We start from the raw sequence: 20,762 nt of genomic DNA, 5'->3' as shown, positions 1-20,762 counted from the left end.
ATCTGACATTTTAGCTCCGGGTTATGCTTGCGCTTCTGTTTTTTGCAGTGCACATTTCAAGCGCGAAATCGTCGCACCCTGCGCCGACAACGCACTCATACAAACCTGAAGAGGAGAGGCAGATGGCCACATTGGAAGGCGGAGCATACGACGATGCCCTGTTCGGTTCCCGCTTCAACGACTTCATCCGCGCCCATGCGGGCGATGATTTCGTAAACGGCGGCAACGGACACGACATGGTGTTCGGCGGTGAGGGTGACGACATCCTGTTCGGCGGAAAGGGACATGATTCCCTGTTCGGCGGCGAGGGTAGCGACTTGTTGAACGGTGAAGCTGGCGACGACAATCTTGTCGGCGGCTGGGGTGATGATCTTCTTTACGGCGACAAGGGCAATGACACCCTGCTCGGCGGGCATGGCAGTGACCTTCTGTCCGGCGGCAAGGGTGCAGACATCCTCTACGGCGGCGACGGCAACGACATCATCGATGGCGGCGCTGGCAACGACCTCCTTGTCGGCGGTGCTGGCAATGACGTCTTCGTCTTCGGCGGCGGCGGCGGCAATGACGTCATTCTCGACTTCACCGCTGGCGAGGATATCCTGCAGATCTCGAAGGGCATCAATGGCCTCGACGTGACTTCGCCGGACGATCTGGCCTCGCGCATCACGCAGGTCGGCGGCAATGTCGTCGTGGATCTCGGCCATGGCGATACGCTCACATTGGTCAATGTCGACGCTGACGACATTCATGCCAATCCCGAGAACTACTTCACCGTTCACTGAGCATGATTTCTGCGCGCCCTGCCTCCTCCCGCAGGGCGCGCAACTCCGATCCAAAGGGGCAGCGTGTGACGTTCGACGAAGCGATAGACGCCACCGGCGTTTTTAGAAACGCAAAAATCTTTCGGCTCGGCACGGATTTGGCCATCCTTGTCTGGGATCTCCCCCCGGCCCTTCCCGCAACCACCAAGTGCCTGTTGTCGATGGATCGGTCGCCGGTACCGCTGGTCAGCATGATGCTTCCGCTCGGCCACGGAAGGCAACGCATGTTCTGGGCGATGCGGCCGGAACAGCAGCCGGTGAATGTGGACATCTGCACGGAACACGGCGGCATCGTCGAAACCGTCATGATGCCGCCGGCACGCATGCTCACGCCCCTCGATGTGGAAGCGCTGTTTACCGATCTTGCGCCGGGTTCCCGTATCAAGTTCGTCAACAACCTGCTGACCGTCTGGCGAAGCGCCTTTCGCATCACCGGTGACCATCTTTTCCATATGATCGTTGAAGACGCCCTTCATGCGCTCGTGCCCGAACCGCAGGCCGCCGGCATCGTCTGCCAGGTTGCCCAGGGACGCCATCTGATCGAGACGGCGATCCATCCGGACCTCGGCGACATCGTAGCGATCTATTCGATCGGCGCGACTTCGATCGCACGCATGGCCGCAAGGCCTGTCCTCGGACGCAAAGCGAAAAGCGGACTGCAACCCTGCCATTTCATCGCCGAGGCGCCTTTTCCCTCTCCTCCGTTTCTGATCGTCCTCCTGAGCAAGAATGGTGCTGCAATCCGCCAGCTTGCTGACGACAAGCCTCGCCATCCCAGCCTTCAGGCCTGGTGGAGCAAGAACCGTGAGGCCGTGGAGTTGCGCGAAATGGTCGTCCGTTGTCTCGCCAGCTTGCCGGAAGGCAGCGCCGCGACGGCGATCGACCTTCAGGTCAACGCCCCGCTGCCTGCAACCCGTATTGCCAAGTCGTCGATGCATCCGTCGGGGGAGATCGATCTCGCCCTGGCGCTCGACGACGGCCTTCTGGCAGGCGGCTGGTTCCATGCACCATCATCCGCCTTCGCCGGTATCGACTATGTCAAGGAGGACGGCACTGCCGTGCCACTTGACGCAAACAGCTACAAATTCCCGGCATGGGCGGAAGGCAAGGATGAAAAGAGCAAGACCGATGTGACCGGCTTCGTTGCCTGGATTCCGCTGCCGGAATCCCCCGGCCCGCTCCTGCAGCCGCGATTTCAGTTGCGCCTTGCTTCGGGAGCGGTCAGGCCGCTGATACCGAAGCTGCAGCCATTCGAGCCCGCAACGCAGCGAAACCATGTCCTGCGCGCCGTGCCGCCGCAGCATGCGGTCGACAGTGCCTTCCGCGCGATCCTCGCGCCCGCCCTGCAGGACATAGAACGGCGATTGGGCAAGACCATAGAGGTCGATTCCACCAAGGACTACAGCCTGTCCGAAACCACACCCCTCGTTTCGATTGTCATACCTCTCTACAAGGTCCTCGATTTCCTGCGCTTCCAACTGTCGGGAATGGCCACCGATCCGTGGCTCGTTGCCAATGCCGAGATCATCTTTGTCCTCGATTCACCGGAAATCCAGGATGAGACGGAGCATATGCTGGGCGGCCTGCACCTGCTGCACGGGCTGCCGATGAAGCTGGTCATCATGAACCGCAACAGCGGCTACGCACGGGCCTGCAATGCCGGCGCACGTTTTGCCCGCGGCGCCGTTCTGGTCATGCTCAATTCGGATGTCGTGCCAAAGGGACCCGGTTGGCTTCAGGTGCTGTCGCGGCCGCTTCTGGAAAACAGCAGGCTCGGCGCCATCGGCCCTAAACTGCTCTTCGAAGACGGATCGCTGCAGCATGCCGGCCTGTATTTTGGCCGCGACCAGCGCGGGATCTGGTTGAACCACCATTTCAACAAGGGCATGCCCGGCGACTATGCTCCCGCCCAGCAAGCCCGCGAGGTTCCCGGCGTCACCGGCGCCTGCCTCGTGACCCGCAGGGCCATCTACGAGCGTGTCGGCGGCTTCACCGAGGACTACATAATCGGCGACTACGAGGACAGTGACCTCTGCCTCAAGATCCGCCGTCTCGGGCTCCAGATCACCTATGAGCCGGCCGCCTGTCTGTATCACTTCGAGCGCCGCTCGATCCGCCGTAGCCAGGACTATATGCGCGGCGTCGCCAGCCAATACAATTCCTGGCTGCACACCCAGCGCTGGGAAGACGACATCACCGACTTGATGGCGAACCAGGTCGGCAGAGTTCAAGATCGCCCCGCCGCCACAAACGGCAGAAGCCAGGAAAGGAACGCAGCGTGACACAGGTAGCACTCGTGCACCCTCCCAAGCCGGCTCGGCTGGTCGACGAGGACCGTGTTCGCTGGCTGCTCGAAGCCGTTCGGGGCAACCGATTTCTGCCGCAGCCGGAACCCACCAATGTCTTCGTGGGTGACGGTGATTTTCGTGCGATCGGCGCAGAATTCCTCGGGCACTTCATCCGTATCGGCGGCCTGCGCGAAGAGGCCCGCGTGCTCGACATCGGTTGCGGTATCGGCCGGATGGCCGTGCCGCTCACCCAGTATCTCGATCCGCAGACGAGCCGCTACGATGGCATCGATCCGGTCGAGGGCGGCATCGACTGGTGCCAGCGGACGATCACGCCCGCCTATTCCAATTTCGCCTTCCAGCGACTGGATATCGCGCACGAACTCTACAATCCGACCGGCAAGGTCAGCGGCAAGACCCTGAGGCTTCCCTTTCCGGATCACCATTTCGACTTCGTCATCATGACGTCGGTGGTCACTCACCTGCCCCCTGCGGAAGTCCTCGTTTATCTCGCCGAGGTTCGCAGGGTCCTGGCATTCGGCGGGCGATTGTTCATGACAGCCTTCGTGGTCGACCGGATCGCGGCGGCAAACGAGCACGGGCGGCGCGATCCGCGCCTTGCGTTCCGCCGTTATGGCGAAAGCCCGTTCTGGTTCGTGCCCAACCAGGCGCCACTTGCGGCAGTCGGCTTCGAAGACGGCTTTCTCGACAGGGCGCTCGAACGGGCCGGCCTCTCCGTCGCCTTGAAATCGCTGGGCCATTGGCGCGGTACCAATGCGGCTCACCATCAGGATTTCATTGTGGCGAAGCGTCGGGGAAATGGCCGATGAGCAAGCGCATTCTGGTCGCTGCCCACAACCATCCGTCCCTTCACCCGGGCGGCACCGAGATATTCGCCCATGACCTGTTTCGCGCCTATCAGCGCGCGGGCCATGAAGCTCTGTTTCTCGGTGCCACAAACCATATTCATCGCGAAGCGAGACCAGGCACGAGCTTCCAGAGCATCGGCTCGGCGGGAGACGAAATCCTGCTGTGGTCCGGACATTTCGACCGCTTCTTCATGAGCCAGATCGACCTCTATGGCGTCGTGCCTGACATAGCGGAACTGCTGCGCGATTTCCGGCCGGATGTGGTTCATCTCCATCACATGCTGCTGCTCGGCGCCGAGTTTCCCCACATCGTCCGCCGCACTCTGCCCGACTGCCAGATCGTCATGACACTCCACGACTACTACCCCATCTGCCATCATGACGGCCTGATGGTGCGCACTGGCACCAAGGAGCTTTGTCACCAGTCCAGCCCGGACCGCTGCCATGCCTGCTTCAAGGACATTCCGCTTGATCGCTTTGCCTTGCGCGAACGCCACCTGAAGGCCCTGTTGAGCACGGTCGACCACTTCGTCTCGCCAAGCGCCTTCTTGCGGGATCGCTACGTGCAATGGGGCCTGGACGAAGATACGATCAGCGTCATTCCCAATGGCATCCCCGTCCGCAAGGCCGGCGTGCGAAGAGATCTGCTCCAGGGTGGCAAGCCGGTCTTCGGATATTTCGGCAATCTCAACCCTTGGAAGGGGGTGACCGTCTTGCTCGAGGCGGCGCGTCAGCTTCTTGCCGACGGCCTGGATTTCGAACTTCGCGTCCATGGCGGCGCGCCCTTCCAGAGCGAGACGTTCATCGAGGAGATCAATCGGCGCTTTGCCGAAACATCAGGATCCGTACAGGCCCGCGGCCCCTATCGACGCGAAGATATCGGCGACCTGGTGGCCGCGGTCGATTGCACCATCGTTCCTTCCGTCTGGTGGGAGAACGCACCGCTGGTCATTCAAGAAGCCCAGGCGCAAGGCCGCCCGGTCATCGCCAGCAATATCGGCGGAATGGCTGAAATGGTCGAGCATGGGGTCAACGGCCTGACCGTCCCACCCAATGATGCCCGGGCGCTCGCCGCGGCGATGCGCGACATCGTGGAAGACCCCAAACTGCTGCACCTGTTCGCGCAAAACGCCCGCAAGCCCGACGACATCGACACGACTGCCCGCCGCTATCTCAAGTGGATGGAGACGGCACAGGTTCAGGCATTGGAGAGCGCATGACCAGTCCCGCCGAACGACCGGATGCCGCATCCGAACAGGACAACGTCAAGCCGATGAACGGCCGGGTGGACGCCGTCGACATGGGTACGATCTTCGGCTGGGCATTCGACCCGATGGCGCCGGATCAACGGCTGTCCATTCGTGTCCTTCTCGATGGCAAGGTCATTGCCGAGGCCGTTGCCGATCGCAACCGTCCCGATCTGCGGCGCAACGGTATCGGCGACGGCAAACACGCGTTCGAAATCGCGCTGCCCGATCCCCTCCATTCGCGGGCCAACGATATCGTCGTCATGGCGCGCAATGAAAGCGGCTCCGAACAGGCTCTGCGTGTTCCGCAGCCGAACGAGCAGGCGGCCGAAGCCCTGATCGCAGCGCCGCTGGCAAAAGTGCTCGACAAACTCGATGTGCTGATGGCGTCGCAGCGGCAGTTGCAGGTCTCGCAGCGCTCCCTGCAGCGCGCACCGGAAATCGATGGGGACAAGGCCGAAACTACCGGCCTGACCGAAATGGGCAACGCCGTCGAAAACCTCAAGGTGGAGGTCAGCCAACGACTGAATGACCTCGATGTCCACCTGATGCGGCTGGACGGGGTCGTGGCGGGGATGGAGAAGAACCTGAATACACTGAAGAAGCGGGCGAGCGCTGAATTCAAACCCATGCTGTTGCTGCTGTTCGTTCTCGTCGGATTTGCCGCTGGCGCCGGTCTTGCGCTGATTGCCAGGATTTGATGGAGGGAGTGCAAGGCATGCTGGTTACGGAACAATCTCCCACGGTTGCCAATCCTCCGGTCACCAGCCCCCTGGTCGCCAAGCCAACGCCCGCCAAGCAGGGGACGAGCAGGGCGATGCGCTCCGGAAGGGTGATCGGCTGCCGCGTCGACGAGACCACCCTGCTCCTTATCGGCCTCGGTCATGTCCCGGCCGGTGACGTGACGGTTTGTGTCGGCGAAGACCAGGCCGACACGCGAAATGCATTTGTCTCGGAATGGCGATCGGCCGCATCCTCACCGCGGGCCAAGCACGGCTTTGCGGCGCTCCTCCCGGCAGGGGACACGGACCTTGCCATGACCACGATACGCTTCGGAGAGAAGGAGACGAGCGCGCCCTACATCTTTGCGTCCCGTCTTGCCTCAACGGAGGAAGCAGTCGCGCTCATGCGGGAGTCCGCCGGATCTCAGTCGGCCACCGTCATAAATCGGCTCGTGGACGCGCTGATGACCGGCGATCTCAGCCGCCGCAGGCTTCTCACCATAACCGCGCTTTTGCAGGCGACCCACGCCACTGATGGCTTCGTCGAGTTGATCGGCGAGAGCCATGATGGCGTGACATTCCTGCAGGGCTGGAGCCGCGGCATGACACCCGGGCCTTGCCGGATGTCCCTGATCGGGAGGGCGACACCGGTGGTCGTGGAATGCGGTATAGCCACCTTTGCACGGCCCGACGCTCCTGATGGCGCCACCGGTTTTGTCGGCCTTCTGGAGACGGACGAGGCTGCCCGTGCGGCCGACATTGAAGGTCTGATCTTTCGAGGGCGCACCGGCTGGAGGCATGTTGCGGTCCATCCTCGCAAGCGCATCGCCGATCCGCAGGAAACCCCCGAACATATCCGGTCTGTCCTGATGCGCACCCATGGCACGCCGGACGTGCTCCTGTCGCTGCGGGCCGCCGCCAACAGCTTCGAGGGCAAGGAAACCGTCTCCGGCCTGCCCTATCCCGTCCGGATGGGGGTAGACAGCATATTCGAGGCCGATGTGGGAAATCTCCTCATCTCCGGCTGGCTTTACGACCCCGATGGCCACGTCGCGACGGTTAGGTTGCGCCGACGCGATGCTGCGACCCGCCTTGACGAACACTGGACGCGCTTCGATCGCCCCGACGTCACGGACAGTTTCAGCGATCAGGGGCATCTTGTGCCGGGTCTGCGGGGAGATCAGCGTGCCCACGGCTTCATCGCCCACGCCCCGTTATCGGCTGAAGATCCCGGTGCCCCCACTTATTTTGAACTGACGCTGCAGGATTCGCGCCGTGCGTTTCTGCCGGTAAAACCGACACGCCTTTCGGCACGTTCGGCGGCATTGCGCCAGATCGGCTCGATCGATCCCGCCAACAGCGCACTGCCAGGGATCGTCGATACACACATCGTTCCGTTCCTCAACCAATCACCAGGAAGATCAGCGCCGGTCATAGAAACGATCATAGATGCCGGATTCTTCGATGAAGAAAACGGCCCACCGATCATCATCGCAGTAGGCGAGAGCGAGGAGGACATCTCCCCGCTGCTCGCCCTGCTTGCGCTCGATCCGGAAACCCGGGGCGCTCCGATCGTGATCGCCATGCCCGCCGAGCGGTTTCGCAGGCAGGCCACCCGCCTCAAGGAGCTCGCACGTTTCTATCGCCTTTCGGTCAGAATGGTGTCGACGAAGGGTATGGGCGACGTTTACGACATGCTGGAAGCGGGCACGCAGGCGCTTTCCTGTGAAACGGTCGTGTCGCTCTCCGCCTCGCTGATCCCGCATGGGACAGGCTGGTATGGCAAGCTCGTGGCCGCGGCTTCCACGATGAAAGGAAGCATCATCTCGCCTGTCCTCGCTTACGAAGACCATTCGGTTCGCTGGGCGGGAAGCTGGATTGACGACGGCAACGACGACCAACCGGTTGTGGGCCGCTACGCCGGATATCCGCTCAAAGCGGTGACCGACATGAAGGTGACCGGCATCGCGGCGGCATCGCTCGAATGCTGCATCATGCCCCGCGACGCCCTGTCGCGCGCGGGCGGCTTTTCCGGCGGCTATCTCGGCACGCAGGAAAAGGGTCTGGATCTCGGCCTCCGCCTCAGCCGGTCAGGATTCGACTCCTACTTGCTGCCGTCCGTGCAGATGTGGGGCTGCGACGACGCACGCGCCGGCGATAGTCCCGCGATGGCGGCTTTGGTGGAGGAGATCGACCGAAAGATCTTCAAGAGCCAATGGCTGCCTATCCTCACCGTTGAAAAGCACCTGGAAAAGAGGCCCGCATGAACGAGCAGCTTCGCGTCCTTGTCGTCTCGCATGCACATCCGTCGGTCTCGCTCGGCGGGGCGGAAATCGCGTCCCACAACCTGCATCTCGGCCTGAAAGCATTGCCGAACGTGGAATCGGTTTATCTGGCCCGGATCGGACACCCGGTGCCGCGGCACGCCGCATCCGCGCTGATGAGCCTGCGCCTTGTCGAGGACGAATTGCTGTTCCACACCGACGATTACGACCACTTCTTCCTGTCCAACGGCGATACGCAGGCGATCAGCCGGGACCTCTTGCGTTTTGCGCGCGATCTCAGGCCCCACGTCATCCATTTCCATCATGTTCTCGGCATCGGTCTCGAGGCGCTCTATGCTTTGCGAGAAGCGTTTCCGCACGCCGCCATCATCGTCACGTTCCATGAATATCTGTCGATCTGCCACAATCACGGGCAGATGGTGAAACGGCCTTCCGGCCAGCTCTGTGAAACCGCGTCCCCGGTCGCCTGCCACGGCTGCTTTCCCGAGATTCCCGTCTCGCGTTTCCTGAAGCGGGAATTGTTCGCCCGCGGCATGCTCGGCCTTGCCGACGCTTTCATCTCCCCCAGCCGGTTCCTGGCGGATCGCTATGCCGCATGGGGCATCGAAAGAGACAAGATCAGCGTGATCGAAAACGGCATCGCCATGGAAACGGCGGCGCCCGCGCGCGAGGTTCAAGGTGCCAAGCCGCGCCGCAACCGGTTTGCCTATTTCGGACAAATGACGCCGTTCAAGGGCGCCGATCTGCTGATCGAGGCCGTCTCGCGCATCCCGAAGGAAATATGGGGCGAAGACTCCTGCCTGATGATCTTTGGCGGCAATCTCGAGCGACAGCCGGCCGAGTTCCAGGAACGTATCAAGAAGCTCATCGCCGAGGCCGGCCACCGCGTTCGCTTCTACGGCGCCTACCAGAATGCGGACGTGCCGCGTCTCATGCGTTCCGTCGACTGGGTGGTTCAGCCGTCCGTCTGGTGGGAAAACTCGCCCGTTGTCATTCAGGAAGCTCTGCTCCACCGCAGGCCGATGATCTGCTCCGATATCGGCGGAATGGCCGAGAAGGTGCGCGACGGAAAGGACGGCCTGCACTTCCGCGCAGGCAGCAGCCAGGATCTCGCGGATCGCATCGTTGAAGTGCTGGGCGATGGCAAGATCTGGGAACGGCTGCGCGTTTCCATGCGCCAACCCGCCGACCGCGCCGCCTGTGCGCGCGAACACGTCAAACTCTATCGCACATTGCTACGGCGGAAACTCGATGCCGCGATCGCCGAAAGCCCAAAACTTCTCTCGCCCGCGCTTTAAAGACACTCGCGTCGCGAAAAGCTCGAGGGCCGTCCTTCTTCGCGAAGGCTGCCTTGCCGCGGCAGGCTCGGCAAAATTTGGATCACGAATGCGCGGCGCCTGCCGCTGTGAGCCGCGCGATGCGGCCGTCCAATTCCTCCAGCCGGCGGCCGAAGCCGAGATTGTCCGGCTGATACGCCACGGCGTCTGCAAGCATGGCCCGCGCCGTCACAAGCTCACCGTCGCGAATATGGCGGTTGGCACGATGGTAGAGGAAGTTTGCCCGCTCGACAGGAGAGAAATTTGCGCCGAAGCGCGCGTGAAACCGGTCGGCCCAGGCCCGATGCCGGGCAATCGCCGTCATGGCGATCTGATAGGGCCGCATTGGCGCGGTCACGCGCGCTGCACGGGCGAGACCGCGCAGACCCGGAAGATCGTCTGCGCGGCAGGCCTCGATCAGCGACAGCGCGCGCGCCGTCCCGGTAAAGGCGCGAACGGTGCCATGGCCGGTCATATGGACAGGCACCAGTTGGGTCCTCTCCTGTTGCGCCGTGATCCGAACCGCGTGCTGGTGATCGACGGTGTGAAACGGATCGAAGAACAGATAGGCCCGGCCTGCCGCATGATCAGGTGCGATCCCCATATTGGCGTGAAGGGCGGGCGAGAAATGGCGCGCAAACCTGCCATCGAAGGGAACCGCCTTCGGATCGATCGAGACTTGCGGGCAAAAGGCGACGGCGACTGTGGCGTTGAAGCGCCTCCGGTACCGCAACGCCGCATATCCGCCCTGCGAATGCCCGTAGAGGATCCGCTCCGATGTCGCGTGAAGTATGGGCGCGGCCGCCTCGACGGCCTTGACGACGCTCGCCGCTGGAAACCAGTTCGGTCGCCTGCTGATGAAGCCGAGCGCCGAAATGCCGGCCTTCTCGCACAATCGCTGCCCCCAGAAACGACTGCCGTTCGCCCTCATTTCCATTTCGTTAAATGTGACGAGAAGGTAGGGAGACGATCCAGAATGATGTATCACCTCCAAATTTTCATCTGAAAATATGATCATACGGTCACCATTAAGCGGTTCTGGAATAAAACTAATTCAAATTTTGAACTATATCTGCTCCATGATGTAATCATACGTAAATGTTGCTTAACATCAATAACATATTTACGCGTACGATTTGAAAATATATTCGTTAAGCTCCTATTTTTGGCTATAGGAATTTTACCTGGCTGCGAAAATACCAATCACGCCTCAACGTCCGCACAAGATGTTTCTCGCCTGCATTCGTTACCCTGGAGACACCGAGACGGCTTCGTTGCAACGGCACAAAACAAAAAGCCCTTTGGAGATGTCACGAATGATCCAGTGAACGCGGCCGGATGTGTCCATCACGTGGTTGAAATGATCGAGCGATCTGAGTGCGAGGAAGACATGCAATTTGAACGGACGAAAATCGCCGACGTCGTGCTGGTGACGCCCCAAAAAAATGGAGACCATCGCGGATATTTTTCAGAGACTTTCCGTTCTGACGTCTTTGGCCAAAACATCGGCGCCTTCAATTTCGTCCAGGATAACCAATCGCTTTCCGTAGAAGCTGGCACGGTGAGAGGATTGCACTTTCAGATTGAACCTCGCGCTCAAGGAAAGCTGGTCCGGTGCATCGCCGGTTCCATCCTCGATGTCGCAGTCGACATCCGGAGAGGATCACCGACTTTTGGACAATATGTCCAAGCGGAGCTGACCGCCGAGAACGGTTGCCAGGTCTGGATTCCCGCAGGGTTTGCACATGGGTTCTGCACTCTCCAGCCCAACAGCATCATCTCCTACAAGGTAACGGACTACTACAGCCGCGACCATGACCGCGGAATATTATGGAATGATCCAGAGCTCAACATCAGGTGGCCGGTGACAGCAGAAAGCGCCGTGCTTTCGCAGAGAGATCGGATGCAACCGTGTCTCGCCGAGCTTGAGACGACTTCATTCACAATAGCTGGTGGCAGCTAGGGAGCATGCAATGCGAGTCCTCGTTACCGGCGGCGCCGGGTTCATCGGATCGGCTGTCGTGCGTCATCTGGTTCTCGTTAAAAACTACGACGTCTTGACCGTAGATAAGCTGACTTATGCCGGCAACGTGGCGTCGCTCGCCACCGTCGAAAACAATCCGCGGCATCGTTTCCTTCAGGCAGACATTTGCAATCGAGCGGCGATGCAGGAGGCGTTCGACAGTTTCAAACCTAACCGAGTCATGCATCTGGCGGCGGAGAGCCACGTGGACCGCTCTATAACTGGCGCCCGCGACTTCATCGAAACCAACGTCGTCGGCTCATTTACCTTGCTGGAGGCAGCCCGGCACCACTGGCAGGATCTCTTCGGCAAAGCTAAAACAGACTTTCGCTTTCTCCACGTCTCTACCGACGAGGTTTATGGCTCTCTCGGCGAGGGCGGATTGTTCACCGAAGAAACCCCCTACGATCCCTCTTCTCCCTATTCAGCGTCCAAAGCAGCCTCTGATCACCTCGCCAAGGCGTGGGCCCGCACCTATGGCATGCCGGTTATTGTCTCCAACTGCTCGAACAATTACGGCCCTTATCACTTCCCTGAAAAACTGATCCCGCTGATTGTGCTGAATGCTCTTGAGGGCAAATCGCTGCCTGTTTACGGTAACGGCGCCAATATCCGCGACTGGCTATTTGTCGAGGACCACGCAAGGGCGCTGGACCTCATCGCCGAACGCGGGAGGATTGGCGAAACCTACAATATCGGCGGCCGCAATGAGCGGAGCAACATAGAGGTGGTCAAGCGCATCTGCTCGATCATGGACACTCTGCGGCCGCAGAAAGCCCCCCACGAGCGACTGATCACATATGTCACGGACCGGCCCGGGCATGACGCGCGTTACGCGATCGACGCCACCAAGCTCGAGGCGGAATTGGGTTGGAAGGCAGAAGAAAACTTCGATACCGGGATCGAAAAGACCGTCAACTGGTACCTGGAAAACGAATGGTGGTGGGCGCCGCTTCGTCAAGGATACGGCGGTGGCCGGCTCGGCCTCCTTCATCGGTCCGGAGGCAAATGATGGCGCGGCGGTATGTGGTCACCGGACGTGGCGGGCAGGTCGCGCAGTCTCTGATCGAGCGAGCCGAGCACCACGGCGAGATAGAAATTATTCCGCTAGCAAGACCCAATCTCGACCTTGCCGATATCGGAACGATCGAAAAAGCTCTTGTGGAAGCGAGACCTGAACTGATCATCTCCGCTGCCGCCTATACTGCCGTCGACCAAGCGGAAAGCGACGCCGCCAAAGCTTTCGTCGTCAACGGCGCGGCCCTAAGCGAGATCGGTCGCGTGGCATCCAAGCTCAACGTGCCGATTATTCATTTGTCGACGGACTATGTCTTCGACGGCGACAAGTCTTCGCCTTATCAGGAGAGCGACCCTGTCGCCCCCCTCTGTGTTTATGGGCGGTCGAAGCTTGAGGGCGAACATCGTCTCATCGCGTCGGGGGCGGATTACGTCATCCTCAGGACCGCATGGGTCTACAGCCCCTTTAACAAGAACTTTTTGCGCACGATGTTACATCTTGCCGGAAGTCATGACGAACTCGCTGTCGTCGCCGATCAATACGGCAATCCAACATCTGCACTCGATATCGCCGATGCCATATTAACGGTTGCCGACAATTTGCTGTCGTCACGGGACCAGCGCCTGCGCGGCATGTTCCACATGGCGGGAAGCGGTGAGGCCAGCTGGGCAGACTTTGCTTCCGAGATCTTCCGCATATCTGCCGAGATGGGTGGCCCGTCTGCGATCGTCCATCCGATCCCGACTGCGCAATATCCGACACCGGCTCTGAGGCCAACCAATTCGAGGTTGGATTGCAGCAAACTCGAACAGATTCACGGCGTTCGACTGCCAGTCTGGAAAATCGCGACCGCGACTACGGTGCAACGGCTCTTGGCCAGCGGCGCGCCGGAAAACAGGCCGGCATGGAAAAGGCATTTTGAGGAGAATTGTCGATGAAGGGTATCATTCTGGCTGGCGGCAACGGGACGCGGCTGCATCCGATGACGCTTGTCACGTCGAAACAGCTCATGCCCGTCTATGACAAGCCGATGATCTATTATCCGCTCTCGACGTTGATGCTGGCCGGAATACGCGACATCCTCATCATATCCACGCCGCATGATCTGCCCGATTTTCGCGGCCTGTTAGGCGACGGTTCGGCCTGGGGAATTTCGCTTTCCTATGCGGAACAGCCTTCACCTGCAGGTCTTGCTCAAGCTTACATCATCGGTGCCGATTTTGTCGGATCGGATCAGTCCTGCCTCATCCTCGGTGATAACATTTTCTACGGCCATGGCATCACGGAGCTTTTTGAAAGCGCCGCGGCGCGCAACGATGGCGCGACAGTGTTCGCCTATCATGTCCACGATCCGGAACGTTATGGCGTCGTGGAGTTCGACAAGGCAATGAAGGCGATCTCGATCGTCGAAAAGCCGACTGTCCCGAAATCCAACTGGGCGGTTACCGGACTCTATTTTTACGACAAGGACGTGGTCGACATTGCCGCAAACCTCAAGCCGTCGCTGCGCGGTGAACTGGAGATTACCGATGTCAACCGAGTCTATCTTGAACGCGGCAAGTTGAACGTCGAACAAATGGGCCGCGGTTTTGCTTGGCTCGACACCGGCACGCCCGAGAGTTTGTTGGAAGCAGGCAATTTTGTCGGCACTCTGCAGAAGCGGCAGGGCATCAAAATCAACAGCCCTGAAGAGGTCGCCTGGCGCAGGGGCTTTATAGATGACAAGCAACTGGAGGCCGTCGGCAAGAAGCTGGGCAAGAGCGAATATGGTAGATATCTACAAACGCTTTGTACCTAAATTCAAGCTTAGGCCCTGTTGAACAAAGTATGGCAGCCATATTTTGGCGGCCGCTAAGGCAAGAAATCCCGAAGGGATTTCCTGGTCTTGTCGTAGCGGGTGGAGGCGCGCCGGAACTGCTTGAGCCTGCCGGACATTCTCTCGCCCGGCATCAGCGAATTTAACATAAAGACGTGGTATGAGTTCCATCGCCAGCTATAAGCGCCACCTCTCGGTCATCGGGCCACTTTGTACCCTACCTTCTCCCTGTCCCAGGTCGTGTTCGTCACGCCTTTCTCAATCAGCTTGAATTTCTGAACTTTGCCGCTTTCAGTCAGCGGCAGCGCCTCAATGAAATCCAGGAAGCACGGCACGGAAAAATAACCCATCCGGGGCTGACAGAAGTCAATCAACTCCGAGGCACTGAGATCGAAGCCTTTTTTTAGCATTATCGATTCGCCGGCTTTGACACCTGCTGCCCCAGCGGCCGGTCGCCGTATCGCTCGGCCTGAAGGGAGACCATCTGAGGGAATGTCCGCATTGACGGACTGAATGTCTCCGTTAGCTGAAAGACCTTCGCCTCTCGAGATAATTCGATCTGAGGTGCGTTCATTGTTGTTCGTCCGCCTGCCCTTCAGTTTATCCGCTGTTCGCTTTGCTGGTCGAAGAGATGGACCTTCCAAGGATCGAATTTGACGCGAAGAACATCTCCTGGCCGCGTCGCAAATCGCTCCCGGAAAACACCGATGACCCGCTGCCCGGATATGTGCCCAACGACATGCGTTTCGGCGCCTGTCGGCTCGATGACGTCGACGACAAGGGGCAGGCCATCGTCATCGCTAATGGCAAGGTTTTCGGGGCGGATGCCATAAATGACCCGCCGCCCTTCGCTGGCGGAGACTGGAAGATCGGAAACCGGAAACCGGACATCGCCGATCCAGACCGCGCCTGCGGCATATCTGCCTGACAGGAAGTTCATCCCCGGCGAACCGATGAAACCTGCAACGAAGAGATTGGCCGGCCGATCGTAGAGGGCAAGAGGAGAACCGACCTGCTCGACGAAACCGTCGCGCATGACCACGATCTTGTCTGCCATGGTCATGGCTTCGATCTGGTCGTGCGTCACGTAGACCATAGTGCTGCCCAGCCTCTGGTGCAGCGCCTTGATCTCGCCGCGCATGATAACGCGCAGCTTGGCGTCCAGATTGGACAAAGGCTCGTCAAACAGGAACACCTGCGGATTGCGCACGATCGCCCGCCCCATCGCAACGCGCTGCCGCTGGCCGCCCGAAAGTTGCCGTGGATAACGCTCGAGCAGGGCTTCGAGGTCGAGAATTTTGGCGGCCTTTTCGACCTCGATGCGGATCTCAGCCTTTGCGTTGCCGCGCATCTGCAGGGAGAAACCCATGTTCTGGGCAACGGTCATGTGCGGATAGAGCGCATAGCTCTGGAAAACCATCGCGATATCCCGGTCCTTCGGGGACATGTCGTTGACGATGGTCGATCCGATATGGACCTGTCCGTCGCTAATTTCCTCCAGCCCGGCAATCATCCGCAGCAGTGTCGACTTTCCGCATCCCGACGGTCCGACCAGAACCACGAACTCACCGTCGTCGATATCGACGTTCACGCCATGAATGACCTGAGTCTGATTATAGATCTTTCTGACATCGCGAAGATTTACGTTGGCCATGCTTCCATTCCTCGTTGCGCGCGCCGACTGTCCCGTCGGGCGCAGCGGTTGCCTTCCGCTCCAGGCGGATCGCAAGCCGTTGATGGTTATCCTTTGACAGCGCCGCCGAGTACGCCGCGTACGAAATATTTCTGAAGGGTGACGATCAGGACCAGGGGCACGATCACCGAGATGAAGGTCGCCGCAGTGAGCGTGTTGAGGCCACCTGCATTGGTCTGCGCCAGGCTTGCGACCTGCACCGTCAGCGGCGAAAGCGAGCCGGAGCCCAGGAAGATCAGCGGGATCAGGAGGTGGTTCCAGGCGATCATGAACTGCAGGATTGCCAGCGATGCGAGGACGGCTCCGGATAGCGGCAGGATGATCTGCAAGAATATTCGGGGTTCGGAAGCGCCGTCGATGCGTGCGGCTTCCACAAGATCGGATGGAATGCTGGCGAAGAAGCCGTAAAGGAGAAAGATCCCGAACGGCACCGTCAGCCCCATCTCTATGATCCACACCGGGATGAAGGTCCCGGTAAGGCCGAGCGCGAGAAAGAACTTCAGCATCGGCACCAACACGAGCTGGGGTGGAAGCACTTGGAACCCGACCATGGCGAGAAACAAGGCGATGCGCCCTCGAAACCGCATCCGGGCGAGCGCAAACGCCCCGATCGCGGAAAAGAGCACGGTGCCCAGGACGGTCGGGACCGTCAGGACGATCGAGTTCACGACGCTTCGGCCAACGCCGGTCAGGTACATCGCTTCGACATAGTTCGACAGCACTGGCCGCCACTCGATGAAGGCGTGCCACCACCCTGTCCGCGACGAGTCGCTTTCCGATCGGAAGGTCGTCACGAAAAGCGACAGGACAGGCGTGAACCAGACCAGGCAAAGCAAGAAGACCGCGGTGTGCAGTGCTACACCTTTCAGCCGGGTTCCGAGCTTCGACGTGGATTGCATCGGTGCGGACATGGTTCTGTGGCTTTCGATTGCGGACATCGTCACTCTCCTCCCCCCGACTTGATCTGCTTGATATTCATAAAGATCACGGGGGACGCCAGGATGAGGAGCAGGACAGCGATGGCGCTGGCCGTTCCCAGATTCTGCTTCACGAACAGCTCCGTATACATTCTGTTGGCGATCACATCGGTGCCAAAGGAGCCGTTGGTCATGACGTAGACGATGTCGAACACCTTGAGTGAGAAGATCGCCTGGGTCGTCAGGACTACGAGGATCGTTGGCCACAGCGAGGGAAGCGTCACGAACCGGAAGATCGCCCACTCCCCCGCTCCGTCTATGCGGGCCGCTTCGACCAGTTCGCGCGGCATGTTCTTGACGCCCGCGGACAGGATCAGGGTGGCGACGCCGATACTCATCCACACCGCGACGACGATCAGCGCATAGTTGTTGACGCTTCGGTCGATCAGCCAGGCGATCGGCATCCGGCCGGTAATCGCCGTCCAGATGGCGTTGAGCGTCCCGGTCTGGGGCTGCATCGGTGGCTCGTAAGTGTACATCATCTTCCAGATCACGGCGCCGGCGACGAAGGACATTGCGGTCGGCAGGATCAGGAAGGTTCTGGCGATGCGTTCGTACTTGACCCGGTCCAGCATGATAGCGGCCGAAAGCGCAAGCACGGCTGTCAGCAGGGGAAAGACGACGATCCACAGGACATTGTTGAACAGAACGGGTCGCATGGCGCTCCCGAATGCCCAAACGAAGTTGCTGAATCCGACCCACTTGCTGGCCGTGGCATCGCGGAAACTGAAAACGATCGATGCGGCAAGCGGATAGGCGATGACAAGCCCGACCAGAGCAAGGACAGGCGAGAGCCAGATCCACGGCCGCAGGCTGCTCTGGCGCTTCTGCGGAAACCTCCTAATCGCCAGTTCGCCCGGCAGGATGATGGCGAGGACGATCGCGGGCATTGCGAGAAGCCCGAGGACAAGCTGCAGGATCTGACTAGTCATGGTGCTTATTCCGTCTTGTGCCGAGAGCGACCTCAGGCCGCTCCCGGGATTGATCGTCCGAGTTATCTCGCAGCGTCAATGGACTGCAGGACGCTGTCGAGGCTGTCGGGATCGAGCACATATTGCACAATACCCTTCCACAAGGCCTGGATTACTGGCGGATCGACAACCTGGGTCGGCTGGGCGACAAGTGTCACACCCGGCTTGAGCAGCGTCTCGCGAGCCCGTTTGAGGACCGGGTTGGAATAGTCGCTCGGCTGAACCGCCTGACTGGCGACGGTCCAGTTACCAGCGGAAGCTACGAGCTTCTGCGCCTCGTCCGAAACGAGGTAGGACAAGAATGCCTTGACCTGCGGCGTATCCTTGAATGCCAGATAAAGCGTTCCGCCGAAGGTCTCATAGGCCGCATTTTCCGGCGTGCCCGGCACCGGCATGAAGTCCAGGTCCTCGATCGGCTTGACCTTTGGATAGATCAAGGTGGTCAGGCTGCCTGCATACGTCCCCCAAAGAAGAACCGAGCATTGCGGCGGCTCGTAGAAAAGTCCGGTACCGACTTTGACGGCGGGCGTCGACATGGCAGCAACCGGCCCTCCCGGAACCATCTTCGGATCGTGGGCGACTTTGCCGAACGCCTCGAAGGCTGCCTTCACTTCGGGAGCGGTCCAGGAAACCGAGCCATCGGCAAGACCTTTGAGGGTTTTCTGGCCGGAGTTCTTGAGGATGTAGGCCTGGATCCAGTTGCCGGCGAGCGCTCCTGAAGAAGCACCTCGCTCGTCGGTATAACACCAGGGCGTCTTGCCGGCGTTGGCGCGCTTAACGGCCCATGCGTCGAATTGCTCCCAGGTCGGCGAATCTTTCGGGCCGTCATAGGTATGAGCGTTGTACCAGACCATGAAGTTGTTGAGTTCGGTCCAGACCCCGTAGATCTTGCCGTTCAAGCTTGCCGCATCGACAAGTCCGGCATCAAATTTACCCTTGATGGCGGCTTCGCCGACCATCGCGCCGATATCCTTCAAAGCGCCCTGCTTGGCGTAACGCATGAGGTTGTTGATATTGGTGGAACCGGCAAGATCCGGCGGATCACCCGCCTGGACGCGGGTCTGCAGCACCGCGGCAAAATCGGTCGTGCCCGTATAGTCAACGGTAATGCCGGTCGCCGCCTGGAAAGGCGCCCAGGCCGCCTTGAGCATATCAAGCTCCCGGCCGCCGTTGACGCCGAGAATGGACACCTTGCCACCGATCTTCTGCCCGCCGGTCAGTTTCGACGCATAAGCCTGCGCCGCATCGATGAGAGGCTTCGGAAGCTCCACCGCCTGGGCATGCACCATTCTGTCGGAGGATGCCAACGCCATCGCCACCACGAAACCCATGGATAGCAGTGTCGGCACGCGCGACGTCTTCTCAGTTTTTAGCAACACCATGATGTATTTACCTCCTGTTAGACGGCCATTCGCAAATTCTTGCGTTTGCGCGCACGACCGCTGCCGGCATCTCCCCGAAATGCAGGATGCTTACGGCTCGAACGTGTGCACATATTCCCGGCGCGGCTCCGGCCCGCCGTTTCCGTTTTCCGTGACTTATGACGCCAAGCTTCCAGGCTTATCCAGCGCAGTCACCGTGTTCCCCTATGCGGCCGATTTTAGCAGAACAATCACAGACATGCCGATCCGGTGTCGATATGCCATGGCGGGGTTCTGCCCGGCCTTTGTGACACGACACTCCGTTCACCGCGGCTCGAAGTCAAACAACTAACATTGCCCGAGATATAACCTTTAGTCATACTGCCCCCTATAAACGCGTTTCGCAGCAAGGCCCCCATGAACAAAAACCTGCACCGCCTAGATCTTCGACAGCTCCGGCATTTCATTGCGGTCGTGCATACGGGCAGTTTCAGCATGGCGGCCGAGAACCTGCGGCTAACCCAACCTGCGCTCAGCAAGAGCATCCGTAGCATGGAGCAGTCGCTTGGCGTCCGCCTGCTCGACCGGGGACCGAGCGGAGTTCAGGCTACCATCTTCGGACAGCGCCTGATCGGTTACAGCGAATTGCTGCTGTCATTGGCCAGCGAAGCCATTGATGAAATTGACGCGCTACGCGGTGCGCGTCGTGGCTCGCTCCGAATTGGAAGCATGGCTGCCGCCTTGCGACAACTTATCCCCGATGCGTTGAACCACTTCGCGGTAACACGCCCAGATGTGGGCCTGATGGTGCATGAGGGTATAAATGAAGTCTTGCTTCCTCAGCTCTTCGCCGGAAAGCTCGACGTCGTTTTTACCGTAAAACCCAGCGAGATCCTAAACGAGGATTTTGAGTGGAGGCTTGTCGCGAGGGAGCCCGTGCAAATCGTTGCGCATCAATCGCATCCGCTTGCAAATCGTGAAAATCTCACAGTCTCTGATCTCGCAAAATACAGCTGGGTCCTGCCACCGCTACCCGAGACCGACAGGCTGCTGCTCGAGTCTCTTTTCCGCAGTGCCGGCTTGCCAAAACCTGTGGTGGCCGTGGAAACGACATCGATAAATTTTCTCACGTCGATGATCTCGCGCACCCACCATTTGGCCTATCTGACACGCGCGAACCTTCAAGGAAGTGGGTTGGGATTAGTGGCTCTCGACTTCAACGAGATTTCACTGGCGCGCGACATATATGCGGTGTTTCGCCGCAAGGGGGAGGTCCGTCCAACAGTCTCGGTACTTCTCAAAGAAATCGAACGATCCAGCGGTATGGGCGGATCCCTTTCGCCGCAATAAGTCCG

18 protein-coding genes are annotated in these 20,762 nt (G+C 59.8%); 12 read left to right on the top strand and 6 right to left on the bottom strand.

Annotation, left to right across the window (positions count from 1 at the left end; translation table 11 throughout):
• Positions 1–122: 122 nt before the first annotated feature.
• The 7 genes from C5J26_RS16135 to C5J26_RS16105 all read left to right on the top strand — a co-directional run bounded on the left by C5J26_RS16135 (position 123) and on the right by C5J26_RS16105 (position 9,530).
• On the top strand, positions 123–782 hold the full coding sequence (locus C5J26_RS16135; RefSeq protein ID WP_105402676.1) for a calcium-binding protein: 660 nt from the start codon (positions 123–125) through the stop codon (positions 780–782).
• 65 nt (positions 783–847) lie between these two features.
• Positions 848–3,103, top strand: coding sequence for a glycosyltransferase family 2 protein (locus C5J26_RS16130; protein WP_105402793.1), 2,256 nt, complete (start codon positions 848–850; stop codon positions 3,101–3,103).
• Entirely contained in the window at positions 3,100–3,939 is an 840-nt protein-coding gene (locus C5J26_RS16125; RefSeq protein ID WP_105402675.1) for a class I SAM-dependent methyltransferase, read from the top strand. Before C5J26_RS16130 ends, C5J26_RS16125 begins: the two co-directional genes overlap by 4 nt.
• Positions 3,936–5,198: a glycosyltransferase family 4 protein gene (locus C5J26_RS16120; protein WP_105402674.1), complete on the top strand. Its 1,263-nt coding sequence runs from the start codon at positions 3,936–3,938 to the stop codon at positions 5,196–5,198. Before C5J26_RS16125 ends, C5J26_RS16120 begins: the two co-directional genes overlap by 4 nt.
• Positions 5,195–5,926 carry a hypothetical protein gene (locus C5J26_RS16115; RefSeq protein WP_105402673.1) on the top strand — a complete coding sequence of 244 codons (732 nt, stop codon included), beginning with the start codon at positions 5,195–5,197 and terminating at the stop codon, positions 5,924–5,926. Before C5J26_RS16120 ends, C5J26_RS16115 begins: the two co-directional genes overlap by 4 nt.
• A gap of 17 nt (positions 5,927–5,943) precedes the next feature.
• Positions 5,944–8,214, top strand: a complete 2,271-nt coding sequence (locus tag C5J26_RS16110; protein WP_105402672.1) for a glycosyltransferase family 2 protein — start codon at positions 5,944–5,946, stop codon at positions 8,212–8,214.
• Positions 8,211–9,530 carry a glycosyltransferase family 4 protein gene (locus C5J26_RS16105; RefSeq protein ID WP_105402671.1) on the top strand — a complete coding sequence of 440 codons (1,320 nt, stop codon included), beginning with the start codon at positions 8,211–8,213 and terminating at the stop codon, positions 9,528–9,530. Before C5J26_RS16110 ends, C5J26_RS16105 begins: the two co-directional genes overlap by 4 nt.
• An 82-nt stretch (positions 9,531–9,612) precedes the next feature.
• On the opposite strand, the gene C5J26_RS16100 is transcribed toward C5J26_RS16105, so the two are convergent.
• On the bottom strand, positions 9,613–10,566 hold the full coding sequence (locus C5J26_RS16100) for a hypothetical protein (protein WP_105402670.1): 954 nt from the start codon (positions 10,564–10,566) through the stop codon (positions 9,613–9,615).
• A 372-nt stretch (positions 10,567–10,938) separates the two neighbouring features.
• On the opposite strand from C5J26_RS16100, the gene rfbC reads away from it, so the two are divergent.
• The 4 genes from rfbC to rfbA are packed head-to-tail and all read left to right on the top strand — an operon-like array spanning position 10,939 to position 14,387.
• Entirely contained in the window at positions 10,939–11,511 is a 573-nt protein-coding gene (gene rfbC, locus C5J26_RS16095; protein WP_105402669.1) for a dTDP-4-dehydrorhamnose 3,5-epimerase, read from the top strand.
• A 10-nt stretch (positions 11,512–11,521) separates the two neighbouring features.
• Positions 11,522–12,583, top strand: coding sequence for a dTDP-glucose 4,6-dehydratase (gene rfbB, locus C5J26_RS16090; protein ID WP_105402668.1), 1,062 nt, complete (start codon positions 11,522–11,524; stop codon positions 12,581–12,583).
• On the top strand, positions 12,583–13,527 hold the full coding sequence (rfbD, locus tag C5J26_RS16085; RefSeq protein ID WP_371681926.1) for a dTDP-4-dehydrorhamnose reductase: 945 nt from the start codon (positions 12,583–12,585) through the stop codon (positions 13,525–13,527). Before rfbB ends, rfbD begins: the two co-directional genes overlap by 1 nt.
• Positions 13,524–14,387: a glucose-1-phosphate thymidylyltransferase RfbA gene (rfbA, locus tag C5J26_RS16080; RefSeq protein ID WP_105402666.1), complete on the top strand. Its 864-nt coding sequence runs from the start codon at positions 13,524–13,526 to the stop codon at positions 14,385–14,387. Before rfbD ends, rfbA begins: the two co-directional genes overlap by 4 nt.
• Before the next feature lie 215 nt (positions 14,388–14,602).
• Here rfbA and C5J26_RS16075 read toward each other — a convergent pair whose 3' ends face one another.
• From C5J26_RS16075 to C5J26_RS16055, 5 genes are all read right to left on the bottom strand, one after another.
• Positions 14,603–14,815: a hypothetical protein gene (locus C5J26_RS16075; RefSeq protein WP_105402665.1), complete on the bottom strand. Its 213-nt coding sequence runs from the start codon at positions 14,813–14,815 to the stop codon at positions 14,603–14,605.
• Positions 14,816–15,000: 185 nt separating this feature from the next.
• Complete coding sequence (locus tag C5J26_RS16070) at positions 15,001–16,059, bottom strand: ABC transporter ATP-binding protein (protein WP_105402664.1); 1,059 nt, start codon at positions 16,057–16,059, stop codon at positions 15,001–15,003.
• An 86-nt stretch (positions 16,060–16,145) separates the two neighbouring features.
• Positions 16,146–17,036 (bottom strand): carbohydrate ABC transporter permease, encoded by an 891-nt coding sequence (locus tag C5J26_RS16065; protein WP_105402663.1) that lies wholly within the window; start codon positions 17,034–17,036, stop codon positions 16,146–16,148.
• A gap of 2 nt (positions 17,037–17,038) precedes the next feature.
• Complete coding sequence (locus tag C5J26_RS16060; RefSeq protein ID WP_105402662.1) at positions 17,039–18,007, bottom strand: carbohydrate ABC transporter permease; 969 nt, start codon at positions 18,005–18,007, stop codon at positions 17,039–17,041.
• Between the two features lie 62 nt (positions 18,008–18,069).
• Complete coding sequence (locus C5J26_RS16055) at positions 18,070–19,428, bottom strand: ABC transporter substrate-binding protein (RefSeq protein ID WP_105402661.1); 1,359 nt, start codon at positions 19,426–19,428, stop codon at positions 18,070–18,072.
• Between the two features lie 396 nt (positions 19,429–19,824).
• On the opposite strand from C5J26_RS16055, the gene C5J26_RS16050 reads away from it, so the two are divergent.
• Positions 19,825–20,757, top strand: a complete 933-nt coding sequence (locus C5J26_RS16050; RefSeq protein WP_046665616.1) for a LysR family transcriptional regulator — start codon at positions 19,825–19,827, stop codon at positions 20,755–20,757.
• Positions 20,758–20,762: the final 5 nt, after the last annotated feature.

Origin of the sequence: Neorhizobium sp. T7_12 (assembly GCF_002968535.1) — a bacterium.
GTDB classification, from domain to species: Bacteria; Pseudomonadota; Alphaproteobacteria; order Rhizobiales; family Rhizobiaceae; genus Neorhizobium; species Neorhizobium tomejilense.
This window is presented reverse-complemented; position numbering and strand designations above follow the sequence as displayed.